The sequence below is a fragment of the Pseudooceanicola sp. HF7 genome (genome assembly GCF_011806405.1).
GTDB lineage: Bacteria > Pseudomonadota > Alphaproteobacteria > Rhodobacterales > Rhodobacteraceae > Pseudooceanicola.
The window spans coordinates 1-25,612 of sequence record NZ_JAATOW010000051.1 but is presented as its reverse complement, the minus strand read 5'-3'; the positions used below and the strand labels follow the sequence as shown (position 1 = coordinate 25,612).

Below are 25,612 nucleotides of genomic sequence, written 5' to 3'. Positions count from 1 at the left end.
TGTAGGTTTTCTCGTCCAGCGCCAGAAGCTCTTCGCCCCCCTTGGAGCGCGAGACGACGAGGTCGCCGGTGACCTTGTTCGCGTCGAAGACGTGGAGCGGGCGGTTCAGGTCATAGGTGAAAAGGTTGGTGACATCGACCAGGGTCGAGATCGGGCGAAGGCCGATGGCCTTCAGTTTCTGTTGCAGCCATTCGGGGCTGGGGCCGTTTTTCACGCCCTTGATCAGGCGGCCGGCGAAGACATGGCAGCCGTCCTTGGCGCTCTCGTCGATGGTGACGGAGACCGGGCAGGCGCCTTCTTCGGTCAGCTTGTACTCCGGCAGGGGCTTCAGCGTGCCAAGGCCGCGTGCGGCCAGGTCACGCGCCACGCCGCGCACGCCAAGCGCATCGGGGCGGTTGGGGGTGATCGCGATCTCGATCACCGGGTCCACGGCCTCGGGTCGGTTGGCCGCCAGCCAGTCGGCGAAATCCTGGCCCACTTCGCCGGAGGGCAGTTCGATGATGCCGTTATGTTCGTCCGAAAGCTCCAGCTCCTTCTCGGAGGCCATCATGCCGTGGCTTTCCACGCCGCGGATCTTGCCGACGGAGATGGTGATGTCGAGGCCGGGGATATACATGCCCGGCTTCGCCAGCACGACCGTGATGCCGGCCCGCGCATTGGGCGCGCCGCAGACGATCTGGGTCTCTCCGGTATCGGTTTCCACCTTGCAGACGCGCAGGCGGTCCGCATCGGGGTGCTGTTCGGCCTCTTTGACCTTGGCGATGGTAAAGCCGCGCAGCTTGGCGGCCGGATCGGTCACCTCTTCGACCTCGAGGCCGAGATCGGTGAGCGCATCCAGGATCTCATCCAGGGAGGCGTTGGTATCAAGATGTTCCTTGAGCCAGGAGAGGGTGAATTTCATCGCTTTGGTCCTTGTCCGCCGGGGTCGGCGTCTTTGTCCTCGGAAATCGTGTTCTGAGCCGTGTCGGACCCAGCAAATACAGCGAGCAGCCGCATGATTCCAGTGCCGGTGTTGGTCCCGTTGTGACGGGACCCGAAGGCTTCGATCACGGAGTCCCCCGCGCGGTAGCGCCTGGTGCCCTCGGGGCCGTAATCCACGGTGATCTCGCCCTCCAGGATATAGGCAAAGAGCGGCACCTCGTGTTCATGCCAGCCGGTGCTTTGACGGGGCTGCATGGTGACGATGGCGCTGGTGATCTTCGCCGTGCCTTCCGGGTAGGCGAAGGGCTGGCCCAGCACCGTTTCGGAGCTTGAGACCAGCACGTCCAGCGGCGGGTAGTCCTGGGCCGCGAGCGGCGTGGCCAGGGGGCTGAGCAGCAGCAGGGCCGCCAGGGTCTTTTTCGCAAAAAGGGTCGTCTTCGTCGAAAAGGTCATGGCAGGGCCGTCCTGTGTGATCCGGTCCCCGATGGCCCGGTCGATGTGATCCCGGTGGCCTCAGCCGCGGGCGCGCTTGGCCAGGTCTTCGTCATCCCCCATCCGGTAAAGCTTCACCTCGCGCACCAGGCGGATGCTGGGCTTGGCCGCAAAAAAGACGGAGCCGACGAGGAAAAGCCAGGTGCCCGCGGTCATCAGGCTGTCGTAGAAAAAGAAGATCGAGCCGACGATGAAGCAGAGCGCCGCAGAGAAATCCACGATGGTATAGGCGATCTCGAACAGGGCGTAGGTGCGCTTGGTGCGCTCTGTGCGCTGGCGGGTTTCATGGCGAAATAACTTCATTCTGTCTCCTTCGTGAGGTCCCGGGTCACGCGGAAGCGTTCGCAGACCAGGGTCATCCGGGGCGAAAATGCCCCCGTGCGGCGGAAGTAGGCCTCGTGATCGCGGCGCCAACCGGCAAGGTCGTCGTTCTCTCCCTCCGCCAGGGCGAAGGCCTCTGTCACCTCGTCGAAGGCGCAGAGGGTGACCTGCGTCGTCTCGATCTCAAGCGCGGGGGTGCCGTCCCAATGGGTGACGATGTCGCGCCGCCCCGGTTCGGGAAGCTGGTCGCCGCCCTGTTCGTAGAACGCCAGGCTGTCGCAGGTGGCGGTCTTCTTTCCGGCGCAACCAAGGGCAAGGAGCACCTCGCAGAGGGGCTCATTATCGCCGAAATGAAAGTGGTTCTGGGTCATGATGCCTTACCGCCGGGCCGCGCGGGAGCCTTGCACGTCAGGCCCCGGCTGCCAAGGGCGGGCGCCGGCTGGGGTGCGTTTTGCGGCTTGGGAGGTGGCCGGGAAGGTGGGCGGGATTGCCGGAGGGAGCGCCGGGACAGGCGGGCGGGTTTGACGTGAGGCGGGTCAGGTCGGTGCGCTCAGACGCGGGGTGGTGCGCTGTGCATCAGGTCAGGCGGGCCAAGCTTGGGACGGTTGCAAACCGCAGACATGCGCATGTCTGCGGGTCCCGTAGCACGCGGGCCAAACTGCACGGCCGTGTCGCGAAGCGGCACGGCCAGCCCCCGGCGCTGCGCGCGTTCGGCCCTGAAACCGTCCCCCGGACGGTTTCCGAGACGGGCCTCACCCCCAAGGGCAGGGGCTTCGCCCCTACCCGCGGTCAGGTGCTGGCGTCTGGCATAGCACGCACCCATTTCAGCAAGGTACGGCGGATTAGACCAATCCGACTAACTTAAGCAACCAGCGCGCAAGGAGAGCGCCGGCAACACTCACTATGATAGTGGGGATGTTCTGAAGAACCTGACGGAAAGCAGTGTTCCAGAATGAGCCACCTTGCTCTTCCAGAAAACGCCAGCCTTTCAATGTCAGCCGGATTGTTTCCCATTCTGCCGAATAGGCGCCCGGAGGGTTTTCCGAGTCACCTTCGACCAAGCCATCCATCTTGGCGAGGTTTACGTAGTCACCAAACTCAATCGCAGAGAACGCCTTCGGCTTCACAAAGGAAAACGAGCGTCTTGGAGTTTCAAAACGCTCGTTTGAGACGACAGAGACGGAATGATTATGACGAACCCCCTCCCATCCGCCGGCAGCGATCACTGATAGTGCATCTGCAAGCCGACGGGTGCGAAAGCTGAACGTCAAATCACACCCCGCCGCGAATAGTCGGCACCTGCAGGGCGCTGAAGCCGTAGTGCCTCAGCCAGCGCAGGTCTGAATCGAAGAAGGCGCGCAAATCGGGGATGCCGTATTTCAGCATCGCCATCCGGTCGATCCCCATGCCGAAGGCAAAGCCCTGCCATTCAGAGGGATCCACGCCGCCGGATTTCAGCACATGCGGGTGCACCATGCCGGAGCCCAGGACCTCGAGCCAGTCGTCGCCTTCGCCCACCACGACGGTGCCGTCCTTCCAGGAACACTGGATGTCGACCTCGGCCGAGGGTTCGGTGAAGGGGAAGTGGGAAGCGCGGAAACGGGTCTTCACCTTGGTGCCGAAATAGGCCGAGAAGAACTCCTCCAGCACCCATTTCAGGTTCGCCATGGAGATGTCGCGATCAATGGCCAGGCCCTCGATCTGGTGGAACATCGGCGTATGGGTCTGGTCGTAATCCGCGCGGTAGACACGGCCCGGGGAAATCGTGCGGATCGGCGCGCCGTGTTCCTGCATGGAGCGGATCTGCACCGGAGAGGTATGGGTGCGCAGCACGTGGGGGTCGCGGTCGTCCCCTTCGGCGCGGTGCATGTAGAAGGTGTCCATCTCTGCCCGCGCGGGATGGTGGCCGGGGATGTTCAGCGCGTCGAAATTGTACCAGTCGCTTTCGACCTGCGGACCTTCGGCAACGGAAAAGCCCATGTCCGCGAAGATCGCGGTGCATTCTTCCCAGACCTGGGACACCGGGTGCACGGTGCCCTGGCGGGTGGGCCGCGTGGGCAGGGTGACATCCAGCCATTCGGTGCGCAGGCGCTCATCCAGCGCGGCATCGGCCAGGGCGACCTTCTTCGCGGCGAGGGCCGAGTTGATCTCGTCCTTGAGGGCGTTCAGCGCGGGGCCGGCGGTCTGGCGCTCTTCCGGGGTCATCTTGCCCAGCTCGCGCATCTTCAGGCTGACCTCGCCCTTCTTGCCGACGGCTTGCAGCCGCAGCTCTTCCAGGGTGGATTCATCCCCCGCCCCAGCGATCGCCGAGAGGTATTTTGCCTTCAGATCGTCCATTGCCGCCTCCGTTCGCAGACGGCGTTGGGGTTACCACAAGGGTCCCGGAATGCAAGGATCATGGGGCTTTGACGGGGATTGCGCCGTGGCGCGTGGCCGAAGCGGGCGAAAGCGCCGGGCGCGCGGCAGCCGCTGCGCCGTTCCGCGCGGGCCGGGGCGGCGCGGCGACAGGGCCGCGGGGTCCGTTTACAAGGGTCCTGCGGGCATGAAAAAACCCCGCCGGATCGACGGGGTTTCAACTGATTTTCAACCGAGAGCTTCAAGCTCAGGCAGCCAGGGCGCCCTTGGCTTTCTCGACGATGGCACCGAAGGCTTCGGGCTCGTTCACGGCGAGATCTGCGAGGACCTTACGGTCAACCTCGATGCCGGCCAGGGTCAGGCCGTTGATGAAACGCGAGTAGGTCAGCGCTTCGTCGTGGGACCGGACGGCGGCGTTGATCCGCTGGATCCACAGGGCGCGGAAGTTCCGCTTGCGGTTCTTGCGGTCACGGGTTGCGTATTGGTTGGCCTTGTCGACGGCCTGACGTGCCACCTTGTAGGTGTTCTTGCGACGGCCGTAATAGCCTTTCGCAGCGTCGAGGACCTTCTTGTGGCGGGCGTGGGTTGTGGTACCACCTTTAACGCGGGACATGTGCTATCTCCTTAGCGCGAGTAGGGCATCATGGGCTTGATGATCTTCTCATCAGCCTTGGACAGCGTGGTGGTGCCACGCGCGTTGCGAAGGAACTTGTTCGTCCGCTTGATCATCCCGTGGCGTTTGCCGGCCTGGCCAGCAAGGATCTTGCCGGTGGCGGAAACCTTGAACCGCTTTTTGCAGCTCGATTTCGTCTTCATCTTGGGCATTTTCGTCTCCTGTCTTTCGAGAAATAGACGCGACTCGGCATGCCTCATTCGCCGGCCGCGCAACAGAAAGGGGCGTATAGGAGGGATCCGCAGCTTTGGCAAGCCCCCGCGGGGCGCTTTTCACCATGCACAGAAGGGTTTTGCGCAGGGCGGCGGTTCAGCGGAATTCCTGCCGGAGGGCGCCGAGGACGCGGAAGACCGCATCGGGCAGGTTGCGCGGCGCATAGGCCACGGGATCCTGCCACCAGACCCAGCCCATCGCGGCCAGGCCCAGCACCACGGCAACCGCCATGTAGATCAGCGGCCGGCGATCCGCGAAGGCGGTCACGAGGCCCGGAATGGCGAAAAGCGCCAGCAGGGCGCCGGCCACGTAGATCCCGTCATGAAGCGCGCTCATTCAGGCTGGCCTTCCTGGCTGGCTGTCGTGCTTTGCCGGGGGCCGGGCCTGTCGGCCCCGCCCCCCGCGTGTTCGGGAGAACCTAGTCCGGATCGGCGGCGAAGATCAAACGCTCGTCACAGGGGGCGACGCGCAGGATGTTCGTGGTGCCGGCCTGGTTGAAGGGCACGCCGGCGGTGACAACGATCTGGTCCGCTTCGGTGGCCAGCCCGGTGACCCGCGCGCCGCGCGCGGCGTTGACAACGGCCTGCTTGAAGCGATGCAGTTCGCCGGTCATCAGGCAGTTCACGCCCCAGGCCAGGGTCAGCTTGCGGGCCGTGCCGCGCAGGTGGGTCAGCGCCAGGACCGGCACCTTGGGCCGTTCGCGGGAGACCAGCAGCGCGGTGGAGCCTTGCTGGGTAAAGCAGCAGATGGCGGAGATATTGGTGGTTTCCGCGATCTCGCGCGCAGCGGCCACGATGCCGTCGGCGATGGAGCCGCCGCCGGTGGTGGAGCTACGCTGAGCTTCCATGACTTCCTGGTAGAGGGGGTCGCCCTCTGCCGACATTGCAACGTTGTCCATGGTGGTGACGGCTTCGATCGGATAGGCGCCGGCGGCACTTTCGGCCGAGAGCATCACCGCATCGGTGCCCTCGTAGATGGCCGCCGCCACGTCCGAGACCTCGGCCCGGGTGGGCATCGGGCTTTCGATCATGGATTCGAGCATCTGGGTCGCCACGATCACCGGCTTGGCCGCAGCACGGGCCTTGCGGATCAGGCGCTTCTGGATTGGCGGCACGGAGTGCACGGGCATTTCCACGCCCAGGTCGCCACGGGCCACCATGATGCCGTCGGACACCGCGAGGATATCGTCATAGGCCTTCACCGCGGCGGGCTTTTCGATCTTGGCCAGAACGGCGGCGCGGCCATCGACCAGGCGGCGGGCTTCATGCATGTCCTCGGGACGCTGCACGAAGGAGAGCGCGACCCAGTCGACGCCCAGCTGGCAGACGAACTCCAGGTCCTTGCGGTCCTTTTCGGAAAGCGCGGCCAGCGGCAGCACCACGTCCGGGACGTTCACGCCCTTGCGGTTGGAGATGCGCCCGCCGACGGTAACTTCGCAATCGGCGAAATCGGCGCCGCATTCCTTGACCTCAAGGCGGATCTTGCCGTCGTTGACCAGCAGGCTCGATCCCGGCTCAAGCGCCGCGAAGATCTCAGGGTGGGGCAGGTTCACGCGGGTGGCGTCACCCGGCGTATCGTCGAGGTCGAGCCGGAAGCTGTCGCCTTCGGCGATATCCTCGCCCTCGTCATTGCGGAACGTGCCGACGCGCAGCTTCGGCCCCTGGAGGTCGGCCAGGATGCCGATGGTCCCATCGAGGTCCCGTTCGATCTGGCGGATGATGCGGTGGCGTTCGCGGATCTCGTCATGAGAGCCATGAGACATGTTGAGCCGGAACACATCCGCGCCCGCTTCATGCAGCGCGCGGATCGTCTCGTAATCAGAGGACGAGGGCCCCAGAGTGGCGACGATTTTGGTATTGCGCTTGCGTATCATTAAGGTCATCCCCTGCTATCGCGCCCGTTTGGGCCGGATGTTAGCGTTCACATGCATCCTATTGCGCTGTGTCACCGATGCCAATGCCAAGCCTTGATCCAAGGAGATGACATCTTGATGACTTATCGCCCCTATCAGATCATCGGGGAAGAGCGGGCCGGCAGATGGCTTGTGACCTGTGACCATGCTGCCAATACGGTGCCCGATTTCGTGCAGGGTGGCAGCCTGGGGCTGCCGGAAAGCGAGATGGGCCGGCATATCGCCTATGATATAGGCGCTGCCGGCGTGGCCCGCGCCCTGGGAGAGGCGCTGGACAGCCCCGTCATCCTGTCCAATTTCTCGCGGCTGGTGATCGATCCGAACCGGGGCGAAGACGATCCGACGCTTCTGATGAAGCTCTAGGACGGCACCATTACCCCCGGCAACCGCCACGCCGGCCCGGCGGAGCTGGAAGAGCGGCTGGAGCACTGCTACCGCCCCTATCACGCGGCCCTGGCCGCGCTGGCCGCCCGGCGCGCCGATACGGTGCTTCTGTCGATCCATTCCTTCACCCCGCAGCTCAAGGGGCGCCCGCCCCGGCCCTGGCAGGTGGGGATCCTCTATGCCGCGGATGAACGCCTGACCCGCCCGCTGATCACCCGGCTGGAGCAGGAGCCGGACCTGTGCATCGGCGCGAACGAACCCTACGGCGGCCATCTGCCGGGCGATGCGGTGGAACGCCATGCCATCCTTCATGGCCGCCCCAACGCCCTGGTGGAGCTGCGCAACGACCTGATCCGGGATGCGCCCGACCAGCAGGCCTGGGCGGCGCGCCTGGCCCCGATCCTGAGCGAGGTCCTGGCTGAAACGCAGCTGTGATGGGCTTCGCCTTGTCGCTGGGAAGTGCCCCGCCTAGGGTGGCCGCGACACTCCCACGCCGCCAAGAGACACACTGGAGCTTCCCCAATGAAGAGAATGGCGTTCGCGCCGATGGCCCTGCTGCTGAGCGCCGCCGCCCCGGCCCAGGCACAGCAATTCCCCGGCCAGCAATTCCTTGACCTGTGCACCAGTGCGGATGCCGGATCCCGGGGGTTCTGCATCGGCTACCTGATCGGGATCATCGAAGGCTCCGGCCTGGGCGTCAGCCGGGCCCTCTCGGTTGAAGAGGACAGCACGCCCGAGGCCCCCGCGATCCAGCGCCGGATCCCCGCAACCCTAGGCTATTGCCTGCCCACAGGCACGGACATCAACACCCTGCCCGGCGTGGTCATCGACTTTGCGGCCGGCAAGCCCGAGGCCGCCAGGCTGCCGGCGGCCGCGCTGGTGTCGGATGCGCTGATCTCCAAGTATCCCTGCAACTGACCCAAGATAAGGAAGAGCCGCCATGGATGAGCAGACCCGCATCGAACTGGAAGCCGCCGCCTTTCGCCGGTTGCGCCAGCACCTGCTGGAGGACCGCCCCGAGGTTCAGAACATCGACCTGATGAACCTGGCCGGTTTCTGCCGCAATTGCCTGAGCCGCTGGTACGGCGAGGCCGCCGCGGAGCGCGGCATCGAGATCGGCAAGGACGAAGCGCGCGAGATCTTCTACGGCATGCCCTTCGAGGACTGGAAGGCCATGCACCAGACAGAGGCCACGGACAGCCAGAAGGCCAGCTTCGAGACATCCTTCAAGGAAAACGTTCTGGACAAGGACAGCAAGAAATAACCGGCGACGCGCCAGTGAAAGAAAAGGCCCGGGGATCGCGCCCCGGGCCTTTTGCAATTCCGGTCTGCCCAAGGGGCTCAGATCGCCTTCTTCAGGCTTTCTTCCAGGTAGATTTCCCGCAGGCGCGGGGCCACGCTGCCCGGCGTGCCATCGCCCAGCGTCACGCCGTCGATTTCCACCACCGGCATGACGAAGGAAGAGGCGGAGGTGACGAAGGCTTCATCGGCCTCTTTCGCTTCCTCGATGGTGAAGTTGCGTTCCTCCACTTCCATCTGGGCTTCCTTGGCGAAGCGCAGCACGGCGGCGCGGGTGATCCCGTGCAGGATGTCGTTGGAAAGCTCACGCGTGATGATCTTGCCGTTCTTGACGATATAGGCGTTGTTCGAGGTGCCCTCGGTCACGAAGCCGTCCTCGATCATCCAGGCATCGTCGCAGCCGGCCTTCTTGGCCATCATCTTGCCCATGGAGGGGTAGAGCAGCTGCACGGTCTTGATGTCGCGGCGGTGCCAGCGGATATCGGGGATCGAGATCACCTTCATGCCGACCTTCGCAGCGGGGCTGTTGGCCAGGCCCGGCTTGCTCTGGGTGAAGAGCACGATGGTGGAGGGCGTGGTGTCGGGATCCGGGAAGGCGAAATCCCGGTCGCCCGGCGCGCCGCGGGTAATCTGCAGGTAGACGAGGCCATCGGTGATCTCGTTTTTGGCGACCAGCTCGCGGTGTATCGCCAGAAGCTCTTCCTTGGTGCAGGCCGGCGCCATGTCCAGCTCTTTCAGGGAGCGTTCCAGCCGCACCGCGTGACCGTCGAAATCGATCAGCTTGCCGCCCAGCACGCTGGTCACCTCGTAGACGCCATCGGCCATCAGGAAACCGCGGTCGAAGATCGAGACCTTGGCTTCATTTTCCGGGAGATACTCCCCGTTTACGTAGACGGTTCTCATACCGCTGCTCCTTTGCTCGTTTGCATCCTGCAAAACCCAGTTTTCCGCCTGTCATCGCGCCGCGCCAAGCGCGGCCTCTGCCGCAAGGCATGATCCGGCCCTGCCGCCTCGGCGCGATCAATACCCGTGCCGACATGCCTGTCAACGCCACGCGCCGGAGCCCTTGCCGGGCGCCAGAGCTGCCCGGTCATAGTCGGTGCGCTCCTCGGCCCGTCCTCCCGGCGATGCGCCGGACCGCGGACTTGCCGGGGCTCCAGCCCTTGCCGGGCGTTGCGCTGAACCGCGGCATTGCCGGGGCTCCGCCCGTTCGCCCCTTGAACCGTCCACTGGACGGTTCACCGGACCGCGTTGCGGTCCGGACCGGGGCTCACCCCCAAAGAGCCGGTTCGGCGGGGTGCACGCCCGATTCGTCGAAGGTCAGCGCATGATCGCGGTCCTCGGCCAACAGAAGCGGGCCATCGAGGTCGGTGATCAGCCCGCCCTGGGCCACCAGCACCGCCGGCGCCATGGCCAGGGAGGACCCCACCATGCAGCCGACCATGATGTCATACCCCTCGGCCAGGGCGGCCTCGCGCAGGGCCAGGGCCTCGGTCAGGCCGCCGGTCTTGTCCAGCTTGATGTTCACCACGTCGTACTTGCCCTTCAGGTCGGGCAGGCTGGCACGGTCATGGCAGCTTTCGTCGGCACAGACGGGCACCGGACGGTCCAGGCCGATCAGCGCATCGTCCAGACCCGCCGGAAGGGGCTGCTCCACCAGCGCCACGCCAAGCCGCACCAGGTGCGAGGACAGATCGGCATAGACCTCGGCCGACCAGCCTTCGTTGGCATCGATGATAATCCTGGAATTCGGCGCCCCGCGGCGCACGGCCTCAAGCCGGGGCATGTCATCCGGCGTGCCAAGCTTGATCTTCAGCAGCGGCCGCCAGGCGTTCTTCTCTGCCTGGGCCTGCATGGCAGCGGGCTCGTCGAGCGACAGCGTATAGGCGGTTACCTCGGGCTTGGGCGCCGGCAGACCGGCCAGTTCCCAGACCCGTTTGCCCGCCTTCTTCGCCTCCAGATCCCACAGGGCGCAATCCACGGCATTGCGCGCCGCGCCCGCCTCCATGAGCTCCTGCAGGCCCTTGCGCGTGATGTCGCGCGGCAGGGCGGCAATCTCGGCCTCGACGGAAGCCAGGGTCTCGTTGTAGCGGGCATAAGGCACGCATTCGCCCCGGCCTACGTGGTCACCATCGCTCAGCGTGACGGTCAGGACCTCGGCCTCGGTCCGCGCGCCCCGGCTGATCCGGAACACCTGCGCCAGCGGAAAGACATCGCGCGTCACCTCGATCTTCATCGGGACCGCTCCTTTCTTCTTGCCAGAAAACTCCCGCCGGAGGCCTGCGAAAGGCCGGCCCCCGGGCGGGACATCAAGGGTGGTCAGCCGAGCGCGACCAGCGCGTCGACCAGCTTATCCGCGCCATAGCGGTAGGGGTCGGTGGCGGGCAGGCCCATCTCTTCCTCGACCTTTGCAAGGTAGGCGCGCGCCTCCTCTTCGGACATGTGCTGGGTGTTGACGGAGATCCCCACGACCTTGACGTCGGGGTTCACCCAGGAGGCCAGGGTCATCGCCACGTCCTGCACCTGCTGGAGCGAGGGCAGCTTGTATTCCGGCAGGCCGCGCATGTGATCGCGGGTCGGCTCATGGCAGATCACCAGCGCATCCGGCTGGCCGCCGTGCACCAGGGCCATGGTCACGCCGGAGTAGGAGGCGTGGAACAGACTGCCCTGCCCTTCGATCATGTCCCAGTGGTCGTCGTCATTGTCGGGCGTCAGGTACTCGATGGAGCCGGCCATGAAGTCCGCGATCACCGCGTCCAGCGGCACGCCGTCACCGGTGATCAGGATCCCGGTCTGGCCGGTGGCGCGGAAGCTGGATTTCAGCCCGCGTTCCTTCATTTCCTTGTCCATGCAGAGCGCGGTGTACATCTTGCCGACAGAGCAATCGGTGCCCACGGCCAGGCAGCGCTTGCCGGTCCGTTTCTTGCCATTGGCGATCGGGTACTGGACGGAGGGAATGCGCACGTCATGCAGGGTGCGGCCGGTGGATTCGGCCACGGCCTTCAGGTCCGCTTCGTTGCGCAGCAGGTTGTGCAGGCCGGAGGCAATGTCGAAGCCTTCTTCCAGCGCCTCGATCAGCACCTTCTTCCAGGCTTGGGAAATCATCCCGCCCCGGTTGGCCACGCCGATCACCAGGGTCTTGGCGCCGGCCGCCTTGGCCTCTGCCAGGGTCATGTCGGGCAGTTTCATGTCCGCCTTGCAGCCGTCCATGCGGAACTGGCCGACGCAATTGTCCGGGCGCCAGTCCTTGATCCCCTGGGCAACCTTGGCCGCCAGAGGGTCCGGTGCATCGCCGAGGAAGAGCAGATAGGGGGTCTCGATCATGTAGGTTCACTCCCATGAATGGTTTTTTCCACAATGCAACGACCTTGCATCAAGGTGCTTGCGAATTGCGCGCCGCCAGGTTGATTTGGGGGAGGTTCCTCGAATTTCAGCGCGCCTTTTCGAAGATCCTTTCGCTGCCCCGCAACAGGGATGCTGCAGCGCAAAAACGACTTGCGAACCAGCGCGCAACTTCATAACAATAATACCGCAATCTAGCGCAACTTCATTACCCGGAGACCCCATGTCCTTCCAGATCCAGCCTCAGCCCCCGGCCCGTCCGAACCGCTGCCAGCTCTTTGGTCCGGGCTCCAACACGAATCTCTTCGCGAAGATGGCGGCCTCGGCTGCCGATGTGATCAACCTTGACCTGGAGGATTCGGTTGCGCCGGAAGACAAGGCCACGGCACGCGCCAACGTGATCGAGGCGATCGGTGCCCATGACTGGGGCGCCAAGACGCTGTCGGTGCGAATCAACTCTCTGGATACGCCCTGGTGGTACCGCGACGTGGTCGACCTTCTGGAAAACTGCTCTGATCGGCTGGACCAGATCATGATTCCCAAGGTCGGCTGCGCGGCGGATATCTACGCGGTGGACGCGCTGGTCACCGCCATCGAGGCCGCCCGGGGGCGCAGCAAGCGCATCGGCTTCGAGGTCATCATCGAAAGTGCCGCGGGCCTGTGCCACGTGGAAGAGATAGCGGCGGCCTCACCCCGGATGCAGGCCATGAGCCTGGGCGCAGCAGATTTCGCGGCCTCCATGGGGATGCAGACCACCGGCATCGGCGGCACCCAGGAAAACTACTACATGTTGCGTGAGGGGCAGAAATACTGGCCAGATCCATGGCATTGGGCGCAAACCGCCATCGTCGCCGCCTGCCGCACCCACGGGCTTCTGCCGGTGGACGGGCCTTTCGGCGACTTCTCTGACGATGACGGCTACCGCGCGCAGGCGCACCGGTCCGCCGTGCTGGGCATGGTCGGGAAATGGGCCATCCACCCCAAGCAGATCGCCCTGGCGAACGAGGTCTTCACGCCGTCCGAAGAGGCCGTGGCAGAGGCCCGCGCCATCCTGCAGGCGATGGAAGATGCCCAGGCCAGCGGTGCCGGCGCGACGGTATACAAGGGAAGACTAGTTGACATTGCATCGATAAAGCAGGCACAAGTTGTCGTGAAACAGGCCGAGCTGATCGCCACGGGTGTGTGAAAACCACGCTGGCACGTTCGGCAAAGCGCCCGCGTGAGGAGGACTCGCGGGCGCTTTTTTACGTCCCCCATTCCGGTCAGGACTGCGCGCGCCGCAATCGCGCCATACGGATACGTTTCGTCCTGCCCCATGGTTTGAAGGCGCCCTTGCCCCACCCTGCGCAGGCGCATTGCCGCGCGGCGAGGCAAAACCCCGCCGAAGCCCTTGGCAATATCCGGCAAACGCGCCAGTTTCCCCTTGAAACAAATGCCCACGCGACCCGGAGAACTGCCCCGTCATGCGTCTTGCCCCCCTGAGCACACCCCTGACCCGTCCCGCCCTTGGCCTTGCGATGCTGCTTGGTCTGGCCCTGCCCGCCACCGCGCAGCAGACCGTGGAAAACGAAATCGCCAAGGTCTTCAACGGAAGCTGGTTCCAGAGCAAGGAAGCCGACAAGAACGGCCTGCTGAGCTACCTGACCCAGGAGCGCGCCGCGAAGGGCGAGTATTTCTCGATTCGCTGTGAACCGAACGGGACACGCTCTGTCCGCGTTTCCTTCCCGGAAAAACTGCCCGCCGTCGAAGGCCGGACCCCGCGCGGGGACAAGCCCTACGTGGCCCGGGCGGTGTTCCAGATCGACGATCTGCAGGGCGCCTACCTGCTGGATTACACTGGTCCGACAGAGGATACGCAGATCCTGAAAGGCACCTTCCATTCCTACCGGGTACAATTCCCCAGCGCCAAGGCAGAGAGCGACTTCCTGACCGTGCTGCGCCGGGGTAACTGGCTGAACATCCAGGGGCAGAGCCTGCCGGTGGATCTGACCGGGGCCGGCGCGGCCATCGGCGAACAGGCCGGCTACTGCGGTTAGGTCCTTTCATCCTTCGGCGTGCCCATGACCACGTAGGTGGTCAGGGCATTCACCTGCGGCAGGGTGCCCAGCACATCCGTATGGAAGCGCTTGTAGGCGGCAAGGTCCGCCACCTCGACCCGCAGCAGGTATTCGCGTGAGCCGGTGATATTGTGGCATTCGCGGACCTCGGGCGCCTGGGACATCGCCTTTTCAAAGCCCAGCTGCGCCGCCTTCGTATGTTCGCTGAGCCCGACGGAGACATAGGCCAGGAAGCCCTGCCCCATGGCCTCCGGATCCATGACGGCGCGGTAGCCACGTATCACGCCGCTGCGCTCAAGCTCCTGCACGCGGCGCAGGCAGGCAGAGGGCGACAGGCCGGCCCGTTCGGCCAGGTCGAGATTCGAGATCCGGCCGTTGCGCGACAGCTCGCGCAATATCTTCTGGTTGATGGCATCAATCTTGGGCATTTGTTGCAAACTCTGTCGCCTGCCCCACGAAATTGCAACAACTGGCCACGTTTGGTCGCATAAGGTTGCGATCTAGCGACCGATTGGAGCCCTGATGCCGTTTTCCGTTCTCACCGCCCTGATGGCCTTTTGCCTGGTGTCCACGATCACGCCGGGGCCGAACAACCTGATGGTCATGGCCTCTGGTGTGAACTTCGGCTACCGGCGCACCCTGCCGCACATGGTCGGCATCGCCCTGGGCTTCGGGGTGATGGTCCTGCTGGTCGGCCTTGGGATGATGCAGGTCTTCGAGGTCTTCCCGGCGGTGCGCACCGCCCTGACCCTGGGCTGCGTGGTCTACCTGCTGTACCTCGCCTGGAAGGTCGCCAATGCCGCCCCGCCCAAAGGCGCCGCGCAGGAGGGCGCTCGCCCGATCAGCTTCCTTCAGGCGGCGGGCTTCCAGTGGGTGAACCCCAAGGCCTGGAGCATGGCGCTGACGGCCATCACGCTTTACGCCCCGGATCGCGCCGTTCTGAGCGTGGCGATCATTGCCGCCTGTTTCGCCGCCGTCTGCCTGCCCTGCCTGAGCCTTTGGGTGGTCGTGGGCCAGCAGGTCCAGCGCCTGCTGCGCAACCCGGCGCGTCTGCGGGCCTTCAACTGGACCATGGCCATCCTGCTGGTGCTGTCGCTCTATCCGGTCTTCCTGAACTGAAGCTGGCCCTCAGGCGGGTTTCAGCGGCAGGTGAATCTCTGTCAGCAGCTGGTCCGGCGCGGTATCGAGGGGCGAATTGAGGTAGACCTCATACGACGGTGCCTCATTGGGTTCGCGCCCGGAGGCCGGCAACCAGGTTCCGAAGAGATGGTCATAGGCCTGTGGCAGGCCGGTGTAGGAACCCTTGAACAACAACAGGGCCTCTTGGCCCGCCGGCAACGCGCGTTCTTCAAGCCCCGCGGGCAAAGGCGTTTCGGCTGGCAGTTCAAAGGCGGCGAAACTGCGCAGGTCCGCCTCTGGGACGGAGCCGGGCGCATCGTAGAAGATCCCGACCATGGGCCCCGCCGTCGGGAAAAGCTGATGCTCTCCCAGGATCGTCGAAACCCGGGCAAAGGCCTGGTTGATCTGCATATAGCTGCCCCTGTGGGCAAGGCCGGCCAGGCGGCGGGTGGGGCATTGGACAAGAGTGACATCATACATGGCGGCGGGATCCTGACTGAGGGTTTTGCGGGGATGGCGGACAAGGGGGCGGAATGGCGGGGCCATGCGAAACTGGGCCGGGCTGAAGCCATATTGCGCGAAAAAGGCGCGCAGGAAACGCTCGGGATCGGGATAGCCGACCTCTTGCGCGATCTCCGCCAGGGGGCGGGTGCCCTGCACCAGCCAGCAGGCCGCCAGGTGCATCCTGAGCCGCCGCACCGCCTGGGCGCTGGTTTCGCCCGTCATGGCGCCGAAGACGCGGTCCCAGTGACACCGGCCCATCCCCGCGACCCTGGCCAGCGCCTCTGGAGAGAGATCCCCGTCCGGGTGGGACAGGATGTGATCGTAGACGCGCGCCAAGCGTGCCTCATAGGGCCCTTTCATCCCCTTCCTCCCCCTTTTGCGCCCAATCCTTGCCATCTTTGGGCCCGGCAAATCTTGCCTTATTGCATCCGCGGCCCGTCACCTTCATATAACGCCCAATCGTAGCGGGAGTCCCTGATGACCAATTATCTCGATTTCGAACGTCCCCTGGCCGAGATTGAAGGCAAGGCCGAAGAACTGCGCGCCATGGCGCGACAGAACGAGGAGATGGATATCGAAGACGAGGCGGCGGCGCTCGACAAGAAGGCCGCGGAGATGCTGAAAGATCTCTACGCCAAGCTGACGCCCTGGCGGAAATGCCAGGTGGCGCGGCACCCCGACCGCCCCCATTGCCAGGATTACATCGAGGCATTGTTCACCGAGTACACTCCGCTGGCCGGGGACCGGAACTTTGCCGACGACCACGCCGTGATGGGCGGGCTGGCCCGGCTGGGCGATCGCCCGGTCATGGTGATCGGCCATGAGAAGGGCAATGACACCAAGTCGCGGCTTGAGCGCAACTTCGGCATGGCGCGCCCCGAGGGCTACCGCAAGGCGATCCGCCTGATGGACATCGCGGACCGGTTCAACCTGCCGGTCATCACGCTGGTGGATACCGCCGGGGCCTATCCCGGCAAGGGCGCGGAAGAGCGCGGCCAGTCCGAGGCCATCGCGCGCTCGACCGAGAAATGCCTGCAGATCGGCGTTCCCATGATCTCTGTCGTCATCGGCGAGGGCGGGTCAGGTGGCGCGGTTGCGATCGCGGCGGCCAACAAGGTCGCGATGCTGGAGCATTCCGTCTACTCCGTGATCTCGCCCGAGGGCTGTGCCTCCATCCTGTGGAAGAACGCGGAGAAGATGCGCGAAGCCGCCGAGGCCATGCGCGTGACGGCGCAGGACCTTTACGCCCTGGGCGTGATCGACCGGATCATCGCAGAGCCGCTGGGCGGCGCCCATCGTGCGGCCAAGGTCGCCATGGCATCGGTCGGCAAGTCGCTGACCACCATGCTGGAAGAGATGGACGGACAAGACCGGAAACAGCTGATCGCCGCGCGCCGCAAGAAATTCCTGGATATCGGATCGAAGGGCCTGGCGGCCTGATCCAGAAAGCCCTGCCTTTGTGCGGGGTCCAGAGACCAGACAAAGGCCGAAGCGATGCTTCGGCCTTTTTGCTTTTCCGGCTGCTGTCGTTCAGAACTTGTGCATCTTCAGCCCGATGACCTTTTCCACGATGACGACCACGGTGATCGTCGCCACGATCGACAGGGTGGAGACGGCAGCGGCCTCTGGCGTGTAGTTGGTCTTGAGGTAGTCGAAGAGCTGGATCGGCAGGGTCGCCGTGCCGATGGATTTCAGCAGCAGCGAGATCGTGAAGATATCGAAGCTGATGACGAAGCTGAACAGCGCGCCGCCGATCATCCCCGGCTTGATCAGCGGCAGCATGATCCGGCGGAACCGCGTCCAGGGGCGCGCGCCAAGCGAGCGGGCCGCCATGGACCAATCCGTGTCATAGGATTCCAGCGAGGCGGAGACGTTCATGAAGACAAAGGGCAGCGTCATCAGAACGTGGCCGACCAGCAGCCCGAACATGGTCTTCGTGCCGATGCCGATGTCATAGAGGAAGAAGAGCAGCGCGATGGCTGTCAGAATCTCCGGCAGCAGGAGCGGCGACAGGGCAGCCACCCGCACCGCTTCCTTGTAGCGGCCCGCGAAGTTCACGTAGTAGATCGCCGCCATGGTCCCGATGACGACGGAAAAGACCGTGGCCACCGCCGCGATCCACAGCGATGTGCCGATGGCGCGCAGGAAGACCTCGTTCTCGAAGAAGGTGAAATACCAGCGCAGGGACAGCCCCTGCGGCGGGAAGGTCAGGAATTCCCCCGCGTTGAAGGAGGCCCCGACGACCACGAAGATCGGCGCCAGCAGGAAGGCATAGACGGCCAGGCAGTAGATGTTGAGGATGTTGCGGCCCATGGTCATTTCCACTTCATGCGGGTGAGGCGGGCGAAGATCAGCACGGAGGCCCCTCCAAGGACGGAGAGCGTCAGCGCGAGCGCCGCGCCGAAGGGCCACTGGAAGGTGTCGATCATCGCATCCACGACGGTGACGGCGGTGGTCTTGACCCGCAGCCCGCCGATCAGCGCCGGCGTCACGTAAGAGGAGAGCGCCAGCACGAAGACCAGGATGCAGCCCGACTGGATGCCCGGCATGGCCAGGGGTAGCAGCACCCGGCGGATCACCGTGGGACGGCGCGCGCCCAGCGAACGGGCGGCAGAGGCAACGGAGGGATCGATGCCCTGCACGGCCGCCATGATCGGCAGGATCATGAAGGGCAGGAAGACATGGGTCAGCGCGATGACGATGCCCAGCGTGTTGTACATCAGCGGCAGCGGCCCATCGATCCAGCCCCAACCGCGCAGGGTGCGGTTGATGACGCCGTTGTTGCCCAGCAGGATGGTCCAGCCATAGGAGCGGATCACGATCCCCACCAGCAGCGGCGACAGCACGATCCCGTAGAACAGCCCACGCAGCTTCAGGTCGGGCCGGGCCAGCTGGAAGGCCACCGGCAGGCCGATCACCAACGTGGCCAGCGTGGTCACCGCCCCGATCAGCATCGTGTTCACGGCCTGCCCCAGATAGAACCAATCGCCCAGGATGCGGGTGAAGTTGGCAAGGGTGTAGCCATCCCCGTAGGGCGTGCCCTGTCCCGGCACCCGGAAGGCCGAAATGAAGACGCTGACATAGGGGATCGCCAGGAAGACGACCAGAAGGACACCGGCGGGCAGCAGCAGCAGGAAGGTCTTGCGCTGCGTCATCTCAATACTCCCGTTCCAGCTGGCGGAAGCGCGCCAGGTCCACCGAGAGGCTGACTGCGTCGCCAATGGCGAAGGGATGGCGCGGGATCGTCTTCACCTCCATCGCCGTGCCGTCGGCAAAGCGCAGGGTGTAGTCGACGATGGCGCCGGAATACTGCACCCGTTCGATGGTCGCCGGGGTGCCCGGGGCGCCTGCGGGGGCGATGTCGATGGCCTCGGGGCGCAGGGCCAGGGTCACGGTTTCGCCCACGCCCGGCGCGGTGACCGGCACGGGGCCGAAGGGGGTGGCGGCATGGCCGGGGTGATCGGGATCCACATGGGCCTCAATCAGGTTCACCTGGCCGACAAAACCCGCGACCTTAGCGGTCTTCGGGGTCTCGTAGATGTCACGCGGGGCGCCGGCCTGGGCGATATGGCCGTCGAACATGACCACCACGATATCGGACATGGTCATCGCCTCTGCCTGGTCGTGGGTGACGTAGATCGTGGTGATTCCGACACGCTTTTGCAGATCCCGGATGAAGACGCGCATTTCCTCGCGCAGCTTGGCATCGAGGTTGGCAAGCGGTTCGTCCAAAAGCAGGATGCGCGGCTCGATCGTGAGGGCCCGGCCGATGGCGACGCGCTGCTGTTGCCCGCCTGAAAGCTGCGCCGGGTAGCGGTCTGCCAGGTGATCGAGCTGCACCATCTCCAGCGTGGCCTGCACGCGGCGCTGGATCTCTGGCCTGGCGATCTTGCGCATCTCCAGCCCGAAGGCCAGGTTCTGATGCACGGTCATATGCGGAAACAGCGCATAGTTCTGGAACACCATGCCGATATCGCGATCCTCGGCCGGGACGCGCACCACGTCCTGCCCGTCAAAGGTGATATCGCCGCTGGTCACGTCCTCGAAGCCAGCCAGCATCTTGAGGGTCGTCGTCTTGCCGCAGCCCGAGGGCCCAAGGAGAGAGACGAACTGCCCCGTGGGAATATCGAGGGAAATCGCATCTACCGCCGGTTTCCCGCCCGCGTAGATCTTGGTGAGCCGGTTCAACCTAACTTCGGTCATATTCTTCGCAGTCCTGTTCGCACCATTGGGCGGACAGGGCCGCGCACTGGCGGCCCCGTCGCAATGTTACCAATCTGTCGGGAGCGGCCTCAGCCGACTTCCTTGGCCCAGCGTTCGGACAGCGCCGACTGGTTCTCGTTCACGTAGGCCCAGTCCCATTGCAGGATCTCGGACATCGCTTCGCCGGAAATCGGCACCTCGGGCGTCAGCTCTTCGGGCACGATGACCTTGGAGTTGGTGGGAGAGGTGTAGAACTGCTTCATCAGCATTTCCTGGATCTCTGGCGAGATCAGGAAATTGATGTAGGCATAGGCCAGGTCCTTGTTTGGGGCGTTGGCCAGGATGTTCATCGTCTGATCGAAGGCGATCACGCCTTCTTCGGGGATCACGTAATCCACCGGCAGGCCCTGTTTCTTCAGGCGCACGATCTCTGCGAAGTCGAAGGGCGCGATGGCGATCTCTCCGCTGGCCATGGCGGTGGACAGGTTGAAATCCACCTGGATGACCTGGCCCAGGTCCGCCAGCGCCTTGAAGCCCGCGTCACTGTCGTACTGGTCTTCACCGAAGATCTTGGAGGCCAGCAACAGGGTCATCTTGCCGGCAGAGTTGGCAAAGTTGTAGAGGCCGATCAGCCCCTTGTAGTCATCGTTCCACAGGTCCTTCCAGGCAGAGGGCGCCGGGACCATGTCCGTGCGGTAGCCGATGCCGATCGGGGAATAGGTGCCCACGATACCATAGCCTTCGGCTGTCTTGGCGATCGGGTAGAGATCGGCGTAATTCGGGATCTTCTCAAGGTCGAGCTTTTCGAAGAAGCCTTCCTTGCGCAGGGCCTGGGCGTAGACCTCGTTCGTCATGACGATGGAATAGGGCGGCTCTTCCACGCCGGCGGCGCGCAGGTTGGCACCGAAGACGCGGCCGTTGCCGACATCCAGCGTCACGTTGGCGCCGGTCGCCTCGGTAAAGGCGGGGGCGATGTTCTCGCGCCAGAACTGCTCCCAGACGCCGCCCAGGGTGGGGACGACCAGGGTTTCGCTGTTCTGGGAATAGGCATAGCGGGGCAGGAAGGCGCTGAGGCCAAGGGCGCTTATGCCACCAAGGGTTTGCCGTCTGGTAAGGGTCATCTTCTTCTCCGTGTTGAATGTCGCGATGGACAGAAACGGCCCGGATCTTTTGCCCGGTGCCGAAAGGGATCGCCGCTGACGGCACTCCCCTGACGGGCCCCGAGGGGCCCGGAACGTGCTCAGCCGCCGAAGGCCTGGCTTGTCTTCAGCGCGATGTAATCGGCGAAACTGATGGGATCGTACTTCGCCCCCTCACCGGCAAAGGGCGGCAGGCATTCGATCATCGTCTCCGCCGAAGGGTTCAGGAAGAAGGGGATCGACTGGCGCCGCGCCGTGCCATGGAAGCCCGAGGGCGGGTTGGCCACGCGGTGCGGGGTGCTGACCCATTCGTCATTGGACCAGCGCATGAAGGCATCGCCGATGTTGACCACATAGGCCCCTTCGATATTGGGCGCATCCAGCCAGACGCCGTCGCGGCGGCGCACCTGGAGCCCGCCCGCGCTGGCCTCCGAGCGCAGGATGGTCATGAAGCCGTAATCGGTATGTTCGCCCGCGCGCAGCTGGCCCTCTTCGGGCGGTTCGCTCTGTTCGGGGTAATTGATGACCCGCAGCGCCGAGAGGTGGTTTTCAAAGTCCTTCTCGAAGAAATCCGGGGCCAGCCCGATTGCGCTGCAGAAGATCCGGCGCAGGTGGCCGGCCAGGACCTCCATCTCCGTGAAGTAGTCGCGGAAGGCCGCCTCCAGTCCCTCGGGGCGATCCGGCCAGGCGCCGCCCGCCAGGCGGGGTCCGAAATTCAGGCTTTCCTTCAAGTCACCGGGTGTCTTCAGCCCCAGCGTGCCAGCCAGCGCCTCTTCCTTCATCGGGGCGAAGGCCAGTCCGCCGTCAAGGTCGCGCTCACGCCCGATGCCGGCCTTCCAGTCCTGCGGCTCATCGAAGAAGGCATAGGCCAGATCATAGAGGCGCTTGGTCACGGCAGGATCGACGCCGTGTCCCGTCACCAGGAAAAAGCCGCTTTCCGTTGCCGCAGAGCGTATCTTTTCGACCACGCCGGACGCGCCGGCACCCCCCGCGATGAAATCGGAAATGTCGACAACCGGGATCATGTCAATCGTGTCGGCAGCCATGGGAATTCTCCTCATCCTGTCGGCAGCCCTTCAGGACGGGGCGCCTTCTGCGCCCGTAAAAAAGGCCCCCGGCCAAGTTTACGTTACGCAACAAAACAACTGTTGACGACCAAAACAGATGTTGTCTAGAGAAATAAAGGAGGCCTCAAGGAAAAATCGCCATGGATGACCTTTCGCCTCTTGAGGCGGCAATTCTCAAGTACATCACGCAGAACCCCTTCGCCGGACAGCAAGAGACTGCGGACCAGATGAACATCGCCCGCTCCACGGTGGCGGCGCATATCGTGTCGCTGACGCGCAAGGGCTACATCCTGGGCCGGGGCTACGTGCTGCCTGCGCCCAAGCGCGTGGTCTGCCTGGGGGGCGCCGTCCTGGACCGGAAGTTCCGCGCCTCTCAGCCGCTGGTGCGGGGCACGTCGAACCCCGCGACGGGCTTTCACTCCTACGGAGGGGTTGCGCGCAACGTACTGGAAAACCTGACCCTTCTGGGACATGACACCAGCTTCATGTCCGTCGTCGGCGACGATGAGACGGGCCGCAACCTGTTGGGCCATCTGCGCGATCGCGGTGTGGATGTCAGCCAGGTGGCCATGTCCGCGCATCGCTCGACCGCCGAATATTGCGCCATCCTCTCGCCCGGGGGAAACCTGGACCTGGGCATTGCGGACATGGAGATCTTTGAAGAGCTGACCCCGGACCGGCTGGAGCGTGCGCGTGCGCATCTGACCAGCGCGACGCTGCTCTTTTCGGACTGCAACCCGCCGATGGAGACGATCAGCACCCTGATCGAACGCAGCCGCGGGGCCCGTTACATGCTGGCGATCGACCCGGTTTCCACCCACAAGGCGCGCCGCCTGCCCCGTGACCTTACGGGGGTCGGCCTGCTGTTCATGAACCTGGACGAGGCGAACGGCTATCTTTCAGGCAGCTACCCCGCCACGCGCGACGGTGCGGCCCAGGCCGCCGCCGCCCTGCGCGACCGCGGCGCGGAAAGCGCCGTGGTCACCGCCGGCACCGAGGGGCTTTGCGTGGCAGATGCCACCGGCGTCACCCATGTCTCTGCCGTCCCCTCCCATCCGGTCGAGGTGACCGGGGCGGGCGACGCAATGATCGCCGGCACGCTGCACGCCATCCTTTCTGGCGCCCCCCTGCCGGAGGCCGCCCGCACGGGTGCGCTTCTGGCGGCGCTGACCGTCGAAACCGCCACCACCGTGCGCGCCGACCTCAGCGAAAGCTTCCTGGATCAGCATCGCTATCGCCTGCCTGATCTTTCCCCCTATCCCGCTTCCTCCCCAGATACCGGAGTATCCGCAGAATGACCCCCGACATGCTGACCTTCACCCCCGAGGTCGCCGAAGCCCTGACCAATGGCGCCCCCGTTGTGGCGCTGGAATCCACCATCATCACCCACGGCATGCCCTATCCGGCCAACCTTGAAACCGCCCTGGCGGTCGAGGGCGAGATCCGCGCGCGCGGTGCCATCCCGGCGACGATCGCCGTGGTGAAGGGCGAGATCAAGATCGGCCTGACCGAGGCCGAGCTGGACGCGCTGGCCCAGGACACCGACTGCGTAAAGGCCTCTGGCCGTGACCTTGCCGTCGCCATGGTGCGCAAGGCCTCTGCCGGCACCACGGTTTCGGCCACCATGCGCCTGGCCGCGCTGGCCGGCATCCGCGTCTTCGCCACCGGCGGCGTCGGCGGCGTGCATCGCGGCGCCGAACACAGCTGGGACGTTTCCGCCGACCTGACCGAGCTGGGCGCCACCCCAGTGACGGTGGTCTGCGCCGGGGTGAAGTCGATCCTCGACATCCCCAAGACGCTGGAAGTGCTGGAAACCAACCGCGTGCCCGTCATCGCCTTTGGCACCGATGCCTTCCCCGCCTTCTTCGCCCGCGAAAGCGGCTATCCCGCCGATCACCGCCTGGACACGGCTGCCGAGCTGGCAGCCGCCATCGACACCCATGATGCCCTGGGCACCGGCACCGGCGTGCTGATCGCCAACCCGGTCCCCGAAGAGGACGCCCTGGCGCCCGCAGAGATCGACGGCATCATCGACGAGGCCATCGCCGCCGCCGACGCCCAGGGCGTCACCCGCAAAGACCTGACCCCCTTCCTGCTGGCCCGCATCGTCGAGAAGAGCGAGGGCCGCAGCCTGAAGGCCAATATCTCGCTTGTGCGCAACAATGCACGCCTGGCGGCAGACATCGCCGTCGCCATGGCGGCCAAGTGATCCGGGACGGGCGGCGGGGCGACCTGCCGCCCGTTTCCGTTCCGGGCCCCTTCCGGCCCCAAAAAAATCGCAATGAAAGGTCCAAAGGGCCATCCCGACAGGAGTTATCCCATGAGTTACGAAACGATCCTCTATACCAAGGATCCCGACGACAAGTTCGCCACGATCACGCTGAACCGGCCCGACAAGCTGAACGCGATGAACAAGGACTGCATCCGCGAGATCGACGCTGCCCTGGCGGAGGCCATCGCGGACCCGGAGGTCAACGCCCTGATCATCACCGGCGCGGGCCGCGCGTTTTCCTCGGGATATGACCTTCAGGGCGGTGATTTCGTCGTCGATTTCGACTTCTGGGTCGAGGACATGACCGAGAACGCCGCCGCGCTGCTGAACATCTGGAAGGCGCCGATCCCCGTCATCGCGGCCGTCAATGGCTACTGCCTGGCCGGCGCGCTGGAGCTGATGATGTCCTGCGACCTGGCCATCGCCGCCGATGACGCCAAGTTCGGTGAGCCCGAGGTGCGCCACAACTCCGGCCCGCCCGCGCTGATGATGCCCTGGCTGCTGCACACCCGCGACGTGCGCTACCTGATGTTCACCGGTGACATCATCGACGCCCAGGAAGCCGACAAGATGCGGCTGGTGAACAAGGTCGTGCCGGCGGAGGAGCTGACCCTGCGGGCCGAAAACCTGGCGCGCAAGATGGCCCGGATGCCGACGCCCGCGCTGAAATACACCAAGAAGTCGATCAACAACCAACAGATGGTGGCCGGTCTTCAGGCCTCGTTCGACTACAACATCACCTCCATCGCCGGTCTGCACGTGACCGACGAGGGCGAGGAATGGATGCGCAAGCTCGCCAAGATGACGCTGAAGGAATACCTGGAATACCGCGACGGGCCCTTCCGTGGCCTCGACTGAGCCCCGAGCCAGGGCGGACCTCTCCGCCCTTTTCGCGCCCGCCACCATCGCGGTGGTGGGCGCGTCAGAGCGGGACGGCAATTCTGCGGGCTACGTGATGAAGAACCTGGCCCGCTTCGGTTTCGCGGGCCGCGTGATCCCGGTGCATACGAAGGCAGAGAACGTCTTCGGCCTGAAGGCCTTCCCCACGCTGTCTGCCATGGATGCCACGCCCGATTGCGTCGTCATCGGTCTGCGCGCCGAACTGGTCCCCGAGACGCTGGAGGAGGCCGGAGGGATGGGCGCCCGCGGCGCCGTCATCCTGGCCTCAGGCTTTGGCGAAAGCGGTCCCGAGGGCGCCGCGCTGGAGGCCCGGGTGGCCGAGATCGCCCGCCGCTACGGCATGGCGGTCTGCGGGCCGAACTGCCTTGGCCTTGTCGCCTGCGACAGCGGTGCGGCGCTTTATTCCTCGACCATTTCGCCCGATCTGCCGCGCGGCACC

The 25,612-nt window shown here is 64.8% G+C and carries 30 protein-coding genes and 1 pseudogene; 11 read left to right on the top strand and 20 right to left on the bottom strand.

From position 1 onward, the window contains the following. The 10 genes from ytpR to pyk form a co-directional block, all read right to left on the bottom strand. Positions 1-901 (bottom strand): YtpR family tRNA-binding protein (ytpR, locus tag HCZ97_RS19310; protein WP_167690745.1); only part of this gene is annotated, 901 nt, incomplete at its 3' end. Then, the gene (locus tag HCZ97_RS19305; RefSeq protein ID WP_167690744.1) at positions 898-1,374 is read right to left on the bottom strand and encodes a cupin domain-containing protein; all 477 of its coding nucleotides are present in this window, start codon (positions 1,372-1,374) and stop codon (positions 898-900) included. The genes HCZ97_RS19305 and ytpR, both read right to left, overlap by 4 nt. A gap of 60 nt (positions 1,375-1,434) precedes the next feature. After that, entirely contained in the window at positions 1,435-1,716 is a 282-nt protein-coding gene (locus tag HCZ97_RS19300; protein WP_167690743.1) for a YrhK family protein, read from the bottom strand. Further along, positions 1,713-2,105 (bottom strand): ASCH domain-containing protein, encoded by a 393-nt coding sequence (locus HCZ97_RS19295; RefSeq protein ID WP_167690742.1) that lies wholly within the window; start codon positions 2,103-2,105, stop codon positions 1,713-1,715. The genes HCZ97_RS19300 and HCZ97_RS19295 overlap by 4 nt, the downstream gene beginning before the upstream one ends. 471 nt (positions 2,106-2,576) lie before the next feature. Continuing rightward, positions 2,577-2,960 carry a hypothetical protein gene (locus tag HCZ97_RS19290; RefSeq protein ID WP_217701832.1) on the bottom strand — a complete coding sequence of 128 codons (384 nt, stop codon included), beginning with the start codon at positions 2,958-2,960 and terminating at the stop codon, positions 2,577-2,579. Between the two features lie 46 nt (positions 2,961-3,006). Further along, a complete protein-coding gene (pheS, locus tag HCZ97_RS19285; RefSeq protein WP_167690740.1) occupies positions 3,007-4,071 on the bottom strand; it encodes a phenylalanine--tRNA ligase subunit alpha in 1,065 nt (354 codons plus the stop codon). 265 nt (positions 4,072-4,336) lie between these two features. Continuing rightward, a complete protein-coding gene (gene rplT / locus HCZ97_RS19280) occupies positions 4,337-4,702 on the bottom strand; it encodes a 50S ribosomal protein L20 (protein WP_167690739.1) in 366 nt (121 codons plus the stop codon). A gap of 11 nt (positions 4,703-4,713) precedes the next feature. Continuing rightward, positions 4,714-4,914: a 50S ribosomal protein L35 gene (gene rpmI / locus HCZ97_RS19275; protein ID WP_167690738.1), complete on the bottom strand. Its 201-nt coding sequence runs from the start codon at positions 4,912-4,914 to the stop codon at positions 4,714-4,716. A 157-nt stretch (positions 4,915-5,071) separates the two neighbouring features. Beyond that, positions 5,072-5,311: a hypothetical protein gene (locus HCZ97_RS19270; protein ID WP_167690737.1), complete on the bottom strand. Its 240-nt coding sequence runs from the start codon at positions 5,309-5,311 to the stop codon at positions 5,072-5,074. A gap of 82 nt (positions 5,312-5,393) precedes the next feature. Then, on the bottom strand, positions 5,394-6,848 hold the full coding sequence (gene pyk, locus HCZ97_RS19265) for a pyruvate kinase (RefSeq protein ID WP_167690736.1): 1,455 nt from the start codon (positions 6,846-6,848) through the stop codon (positions 5,394-5,396). 117 nt (positions 6,849-6,965) lie between these two features. Here pyk and HCZ97_RS19260 point away from each other — a divergent pair. From HCZ97_RS19260 to HCZ97_RS19250, 3 genes and pseudogenes are all read left to right on the top strand, one after another. Then, a pseudogene (locus HCZ97_RS19260) lies at positions 6,966-7,706 on the top strand (N-formylglutamate amidohydrolase). A gap of 87 nt (positions 7,707-7,793) precedes the next feature. Further along, entirely contained in the window at positions 7,794-8,189 is a 396-nt protein-coding gene (locus HCZ97_RS19255; RefSeq protein ID WP_167690735.1) for a Rap1a/Tai family immunity protein, read from the top strand. A gap of 22 nt (positions 8,190-8,211) precedes the next feature. Beyond that, positions 8,212-8,535 carry a DUF1244 domain-containing protein gene (locus HCZ97_RS19250; RefSeq protein WP_167690734.1) on the top strand — a complete coding sequence of 108 codons (324 nt, stop codon included), beginning with the start codon at positions 8,212-8,214 and terminating at the stop codon, positions 8,533-8,535. 77 nt (positions 8,536-8,612) lie between these two features. On the opposite strand, the gene HCZ97_RS19245 is transcribed toward HCZ97_RS19250, so the two are convergent. The 3 genes from HCZ97_RS19245 to dgcN form a co-directional block, all read right to left on the bottom strand. Then, a complete protein-coding gene (locus HCZ97_RS19245) occupies positions 8,613-9,473 on the bottom strand; it encodes a D-amino-acid transaminase (RefSeq protein ID WP_167690733.1) in 861 nt (286 codons plus the stop codon). Between the two features lie 367 nt (positions 9,474-9,840). Beyond that, positions 9,841-10,806 (bottom strand): N-acetyl-D-Glu racemase DgcA, encoded by a 966-nt coding sequence (gene dgcA / locus HCZ97_RS19240; protein ID WP_167690732.1) that lies wholly within the window; start codon positions 10,804-10,806, stop codon positions 9,841-9,843. Positions 10,807-10,889: 83 nt separating this feature from the next. Beyond that, positions 10,890-11,894, bottom strand: a complete 1,005-nt coding sequence (gene dgcN / locus HCZ97_RS19235) for an N-acetyltransferase DgcN (RefSeq protein ID WP_167690731.1) — start codon at positions 11,892-11,894, stop codon at positions 10,890-10,892. Between the two features lie 241 nt (positions 11,895-12,135). Here dgcN and HCZ97_RS19230 point away from each other — a divergent pair, with 241 nt between their 5' ends. Together HCZ97_RS19230 and HCZ97_RS19225 are read left to right on the top strand one after the other, a co-directional pair. Continuing rightward, positions 12,136-13,098: an L-malyl-CoA/beta-methylmalyl-CoA lyase gene (locus HCZ97_RS19230; RefSeq protein ID WP_167690730.1), complete on the top strand. Its 963-nt coding sequence runs from the start codon at positions 12,136-12,138 to the stop codon at positions 13,096-13,098. Between the two features lie 277 nt (positions 13,099-13,375). Continuing rightward, positions 13,376-13,948 (top strand): hypothetical protein, encoded by a 573-nt coding sequence (locus HCZ97_RS19225; RefSeq protein ID WP_167690729.1) that lies wholly within the window; start codon positions 13,376-13,378, stop codon positions 13,946-13,948. On the opposite strand, the gene HCZ97_RS19220 is transcribed toward HCZ97_RS19225, so the two are convergent. Continuing rightward, positions 13,945-14,397 carry an Lrp/AsnC family transcriptional regulator gene (locus HCZ97_RS19220; protein WP_167690728.1) on the bottom strand — a complete coding sequence of 151 codons (453 nt, stop codon included), beginning with the start codon at positions 14,395-14,397 and terminating at the stop codon, positions 13,945-13,947. The genes HCZ97_RS19225 and HCZ97_RS19220 overlap by 4 nt on opposite strands. Positions 14,398-14,491: 94 nt before the next feature. On the opposite strand from HCZ97_RS19220, the gene HCZ97_RS19215 reads away from it, so the two are divergent. After that, complete coding sequence (locus tag HCZ97_RS19215; RefSeq protein WP_167690727.1) at positions 14,492-15,088, top strand: LysE family translocator; 597 nt, start codon at positions 14,492-14,494, stop codon at positions 15,086-15,088. Between the two features lie 9 nt (positions 15,089-15,097). Here HCZ97_RS19215 and HCZ97_RS19210 read toward each other — a convergent pair whose 3' ends face one another. Continuing rightward, positions 15,098-15,952: a GyrI-like domain-containing protein gene (locus tag HCZ97_RS19210; protein WP_167690726.1), complete on the bottom strand. Its 855-nt coding sequence runs from the start codon at positions 15,950-15,952 to the stop codon at positions 15,098-15,100. A gap of 117 nt (positions 15,953-16,069) precedes the next feature. Between HCZ97_RS19210 and HCZ97_RS19205 the strand changes: the two genes are divergently transcribed. Continuing rightward, entirely contained in the window at positions 16,070-17,032 is a 963-nt protein-coding gene (locus HCZ97_RS19205; protein WP_167690725.1) for an acetyl-CoA carboxylase carboxyltransferase subunit alpha, read from the top strand. Positions 17,033-17,122: 90 nt separating this feature from the next. On the opposite strand, the gene HCZ97_RS19200 is transcribed toward HCZ97_RS19205, so the two are convergent. The 5 genes from HCZ97_RS19200 to HCZ97_RS19180 form a co-directional block, all read right to left on the bottom strand. Then, positions 17,123-17,905 (bottom strand): ABC transporter permease, encoded by a 783-nt coding sequence (locus HCZ97_RS19200; protein ID WP_167690724.1) that lies wholly within the window; start codon positions 17,903-17,905, stop codon positions 17,123-17,125. Positions 17,906-17,907: 2 nt separating this feature from the next. Then, on the bottom strand, positions 17,908-18,747 hold the full coding sequence (locus HCZ97_RS19195) for an ABC transporter permease (protein WP_167690723.1): 840 nt from the start codon (positions 18,745-18,747) through the stop codon (positions 17,908-17,910). Position 18,748: 1 nt separating this feature from the next. Next, positions 18,749-19,795 (bottom strand): ABC transporter ATP-binding protein, encoded by a 1,047-nt coding sequence (locus HCZ97_RS19190; RefSeq protein ID WP_167690722.1) that lies wholly within the window; start codon positions 19,793-19,795, stop codon positions 18,749-18,751. An 89-nt stretch (positions 19,796-19,884) separates the two neighbouring features. After that, a complete protein-coding gene (locus HCZ97_RS19185) occupies positions 19,885-20,916 on the bottom strand; it encodes an ABC transporter substrate-binding protein (RefSeq protein ID WP_167690721.1) in 1,032 nt (343 codons plus the stop codon). Positions 20,917-21,035: 119 nt separating this feature from the next. Beyond that, the gene (locus HCZ97_RS19180; RefSeq protein WP_217701830.1) at positions 21,036-21,980 is read right to left on the bottom strand and encodes an isopenicillin N synthase family oxygenase; all 945 of its coding nucleotides are present in this window, start codon (positions 21,978-21,980) and stop codon (positions 21,036-21,038) included. Between the two features lie 161 nt (positions 21,981-22,141). Between HCZ97_RS19180 and HCZ97_RS19175 the strand changes: the two genes are divergently transcribed. From HCZ97_RS19175 to HCZ97_RS19160, 4 genes are all read left to right on the top strand, one after another. Next, the gene (locus tag HCZ97_RS19175) at positions 22,142-23,299 is read left to right on the top strand and encodes a carbohydrate kinase (RefSeq protein WP_167690719.1); all 1,158 of its coding nucleotides are present in this window, start codon (positions 22,142-22,144) and stop codon (positions 23,297-23,299) included. Continuing rightward, positions 23,296-24,210: a pseudouridine-5'-phosphate glycosidase gene (locus tag HCZ97_RS19170; RefSeq protein WP_167690718.1), complete on the top strand. Its 915-nt coding sequence runs from the start codon at positions 23,296-23,298 to the stop codon at positions 24,208-24,210. Before HCZ97_RS19175 ends, HCZ97_RS19170 begins: the two co-directional genes overlap by 4 nt. A 111-nt stretch (positions 24,211-24,321) precedes the next feature. Next, complete coding sequence (locus HCZ97_RS19165; protein ID WP_167690717.1) at positions 24,322-25,131, top strand: enoyl-CoA hydratase/isomerase family protein; 810 nt, start codon at positions 24,322-24,324, stop codon at positions 25,129-25,131. Next, a partial coding sequence (locus HCZ97_RS19160) for a CoA-binding protein (RefSeq protein WP_175581787.1) occupies positions 25,118-25,612 on the top strand: 495 nt, incomplete at its 3' end. The genes HCZ97_RS19165 and HCZ97_RS19160, both read left to right, overlap by 14 nt.

What these genes read in the sequence shown, in the direction of transcription:
- HCZ97_RS19295 (WP_167690742.1), bottom strand. Translation starts at nt 2,105, where the DNA reads ATGACCCAGAACCACTTTCATTTCGGCGATAATGAGCCCCTCTGCGAG.
- HCZ97_RS19170 (WP_167690718.1), top strand. Translation starts at nt 23,296, where the DNA reads ATGACCCCCGACATGCTGACCTTCACCCCCGAGGTCGCCGAAGCCCTG.
- HCZ97_RS19195 (WP_167690723.1), bottom strand. Translation starts at nt 18,747, where the DNA reads ATGACGCAGCGCAAGACCTTCCTGCTGCTGCTGCCCGCCGGTGTCCTT.
- HCZ97_RS19210 (WP_167690726.1), bottom strand. Translation starts at nt 15,952, where the DNA reads ATGAAAGGGCCCTATGAGGCACGCTTGGCGCGCGTCTACGATCACATC.
- dgcN (WP_167690731.1), bottom strand. Translation starts at nt 11,894, where the DNA reads ATGATCGAGACCCCCTATCTGCTCTTCCTCGGCGATGCACCGGACCCT.
- HCZ97_RS19270 (WP_167690737.1), bottom strand. Translation starts at nt 5,311, where the DNA reads ATGAGCGCGCTTCATGACGGGATCTACGTGGCCGGCGCCCTGCTGGCG.
- HCZ97_RS19215 (WP_167690727.1), top strand. Translation starts at nt 14,492, where the DNA reads ATGCCGTTTTCCGTTCTCACCGCCCTGATGGCCTTTTGCCTGGTGTCC.
- pheS (WP_167690740.1), bottom strand. Translation starts at nt 4,071, where the DNA reads ATGGACGATCTGAAGGCAAAATACCTCTCGGCGATCGCTGGGGCGGGG.
- HCZ97_RS19185 (WP_167690721.1), bottom strand. Translation starts at nt 20,916, where the DNA reads ATGACCCTTACCAGACGGCAAACCCTTGGTGGCATAAGCGCCCTTGGC.
- pyk (WP_167690736.1), bottom strand. Translation starts at nt 6,848, where the DNA reads ATGATACGCAAGCGCAATACCAAAATCGTCGCCACTCTGGGGCCCTCG.
- HCZ97_RS19250 (WP_167690734.1), top strand. Translation starts at nt 8,212, where the DNA reads ATGGATGAGCAGACCCGCATCGAACTGGAAGCCGCCGCCTTTCGCCGG.
- HCZ97_RS19165 (WP_167690717.1), top strand. Translation starts at nt 24,322, where the DNA reads ATGAGTTACGAAACGATCCTCTATACCAAGGATCCCGACGACAAGTTC.
- HCZ97_RS19245 (WP_167690733.1), bottom strand. Translation starts at nt 9,473, where the DNA reads ATGAGAACCGTCTACGTAAACGGGGAGTATCTCCCGGAAAATGAAGCC.
- HCZ97_RS19305 (WP_167690744.1), bottom strand. Translation starts at nt 1,374, where the DNA reads ATGACCTTTTCGACGAAGACGACCCTTTTTGCGAAAAAGACCCTGGCG.
- HCZ97_RS19255 (WP_167690735.1), top strand. Translation starts at nt 7,794, where the DNA reads ATGAAGAGAATGGCGTTCGCGCCGATGGCCCTGCTGCTGAGCGCCGCC.
- HCZ97_RS19230 (WP_167690730.1), top strand. Translation starts at nt 12,136, where the DNA reads ATGTCCTTCCAGATCCAGCCTCAGCCCCCGGCCCGTCCGAACCGCTGC.
- rpmI (WP_167690738.1), bottom strand. Translation starts at nt 4,914, where the DNA reads ATGCCCAAGATGAAGACGAAATCGAGCTGCAAAAAGCGGTTCAAGGTT.
- HCZ97_RS19180 (WP_217701830.1), bottom strand. Translation starts at nt 21,980, where the DNA reads ATGGCTGCCGACACGATTGACATGATCCCGGTTGTCGACATTTCCGAT.
- HCZ97_RS19225 (WP_167690729.1), top strand. Translation starts at nt 13,376, where the DNA reads ATGCGTCTTGCCCCCCTGAGCACACCCCTGACCCGTCCCGCCCTTGGC.
- HCZ97_RS19200 (WP_167690724.1), bottom strand. Translation starts at nt 17,905, where the DNA reads ATGGGCCGCAACATCCTCAACATCTACTGCCTGGCCGTCTATGCCTTC.
- rplT (WP_167690739.1), bottom strand. Translation starts at nt 4,702, where the DNA reads ATGTCCCGCGTTAAAGGTGGTACCACAACCCACGCCCGCCACAAGAAG.
- HCZ97_RS19190 (WP_167690722.1), bottom strand. Translation starts at nt 19,795, where the DNA reads ATGACCGAAGTTAGGTTGAACCGGCTCACCAAGATCTACGCGGGCGGG.
- dgcA (WP_167690732.1), bottom strand. Translation starts at nt 10,806, where the DNA reads ATGAAGATCGAGGTGACGCGCGATGTCTTTCCGCTGGCGCAGGTGTTC.
- HCZ97_RS19300 (WP_167690743.1), bottom strand. Translation starts at nt 1,716, where the DNA reads ATGAAGTTATTTCGCCATGAAACCCGCCAGCGCACAGAGCGCACCAAG.
- HCZ97_RS19205 (WP_167690725.1), top strand. Translation starts at nt 16,070, where the DNA reads ATGACCAATTATCTCGATTTCGAACGTCCCCTGGCCGAGATTGAAGGC.
- HCZ97_RS19175 (WP_167690719.1), top strand. Translation starts at nt 22,142, where the DNA reads ATGGATGACCTTTCGCCTCTTGAGGCGGCAATTCTCAAGTACATCACG.
- HCZ97_RS19220 (WP_167690728.1), bottom strand. Translation starts at nt 14,397, where the DNA reads ATGCCCAAGATTGATGCCATCAACCAGAAGATATTGCGCGAGCTGTCG.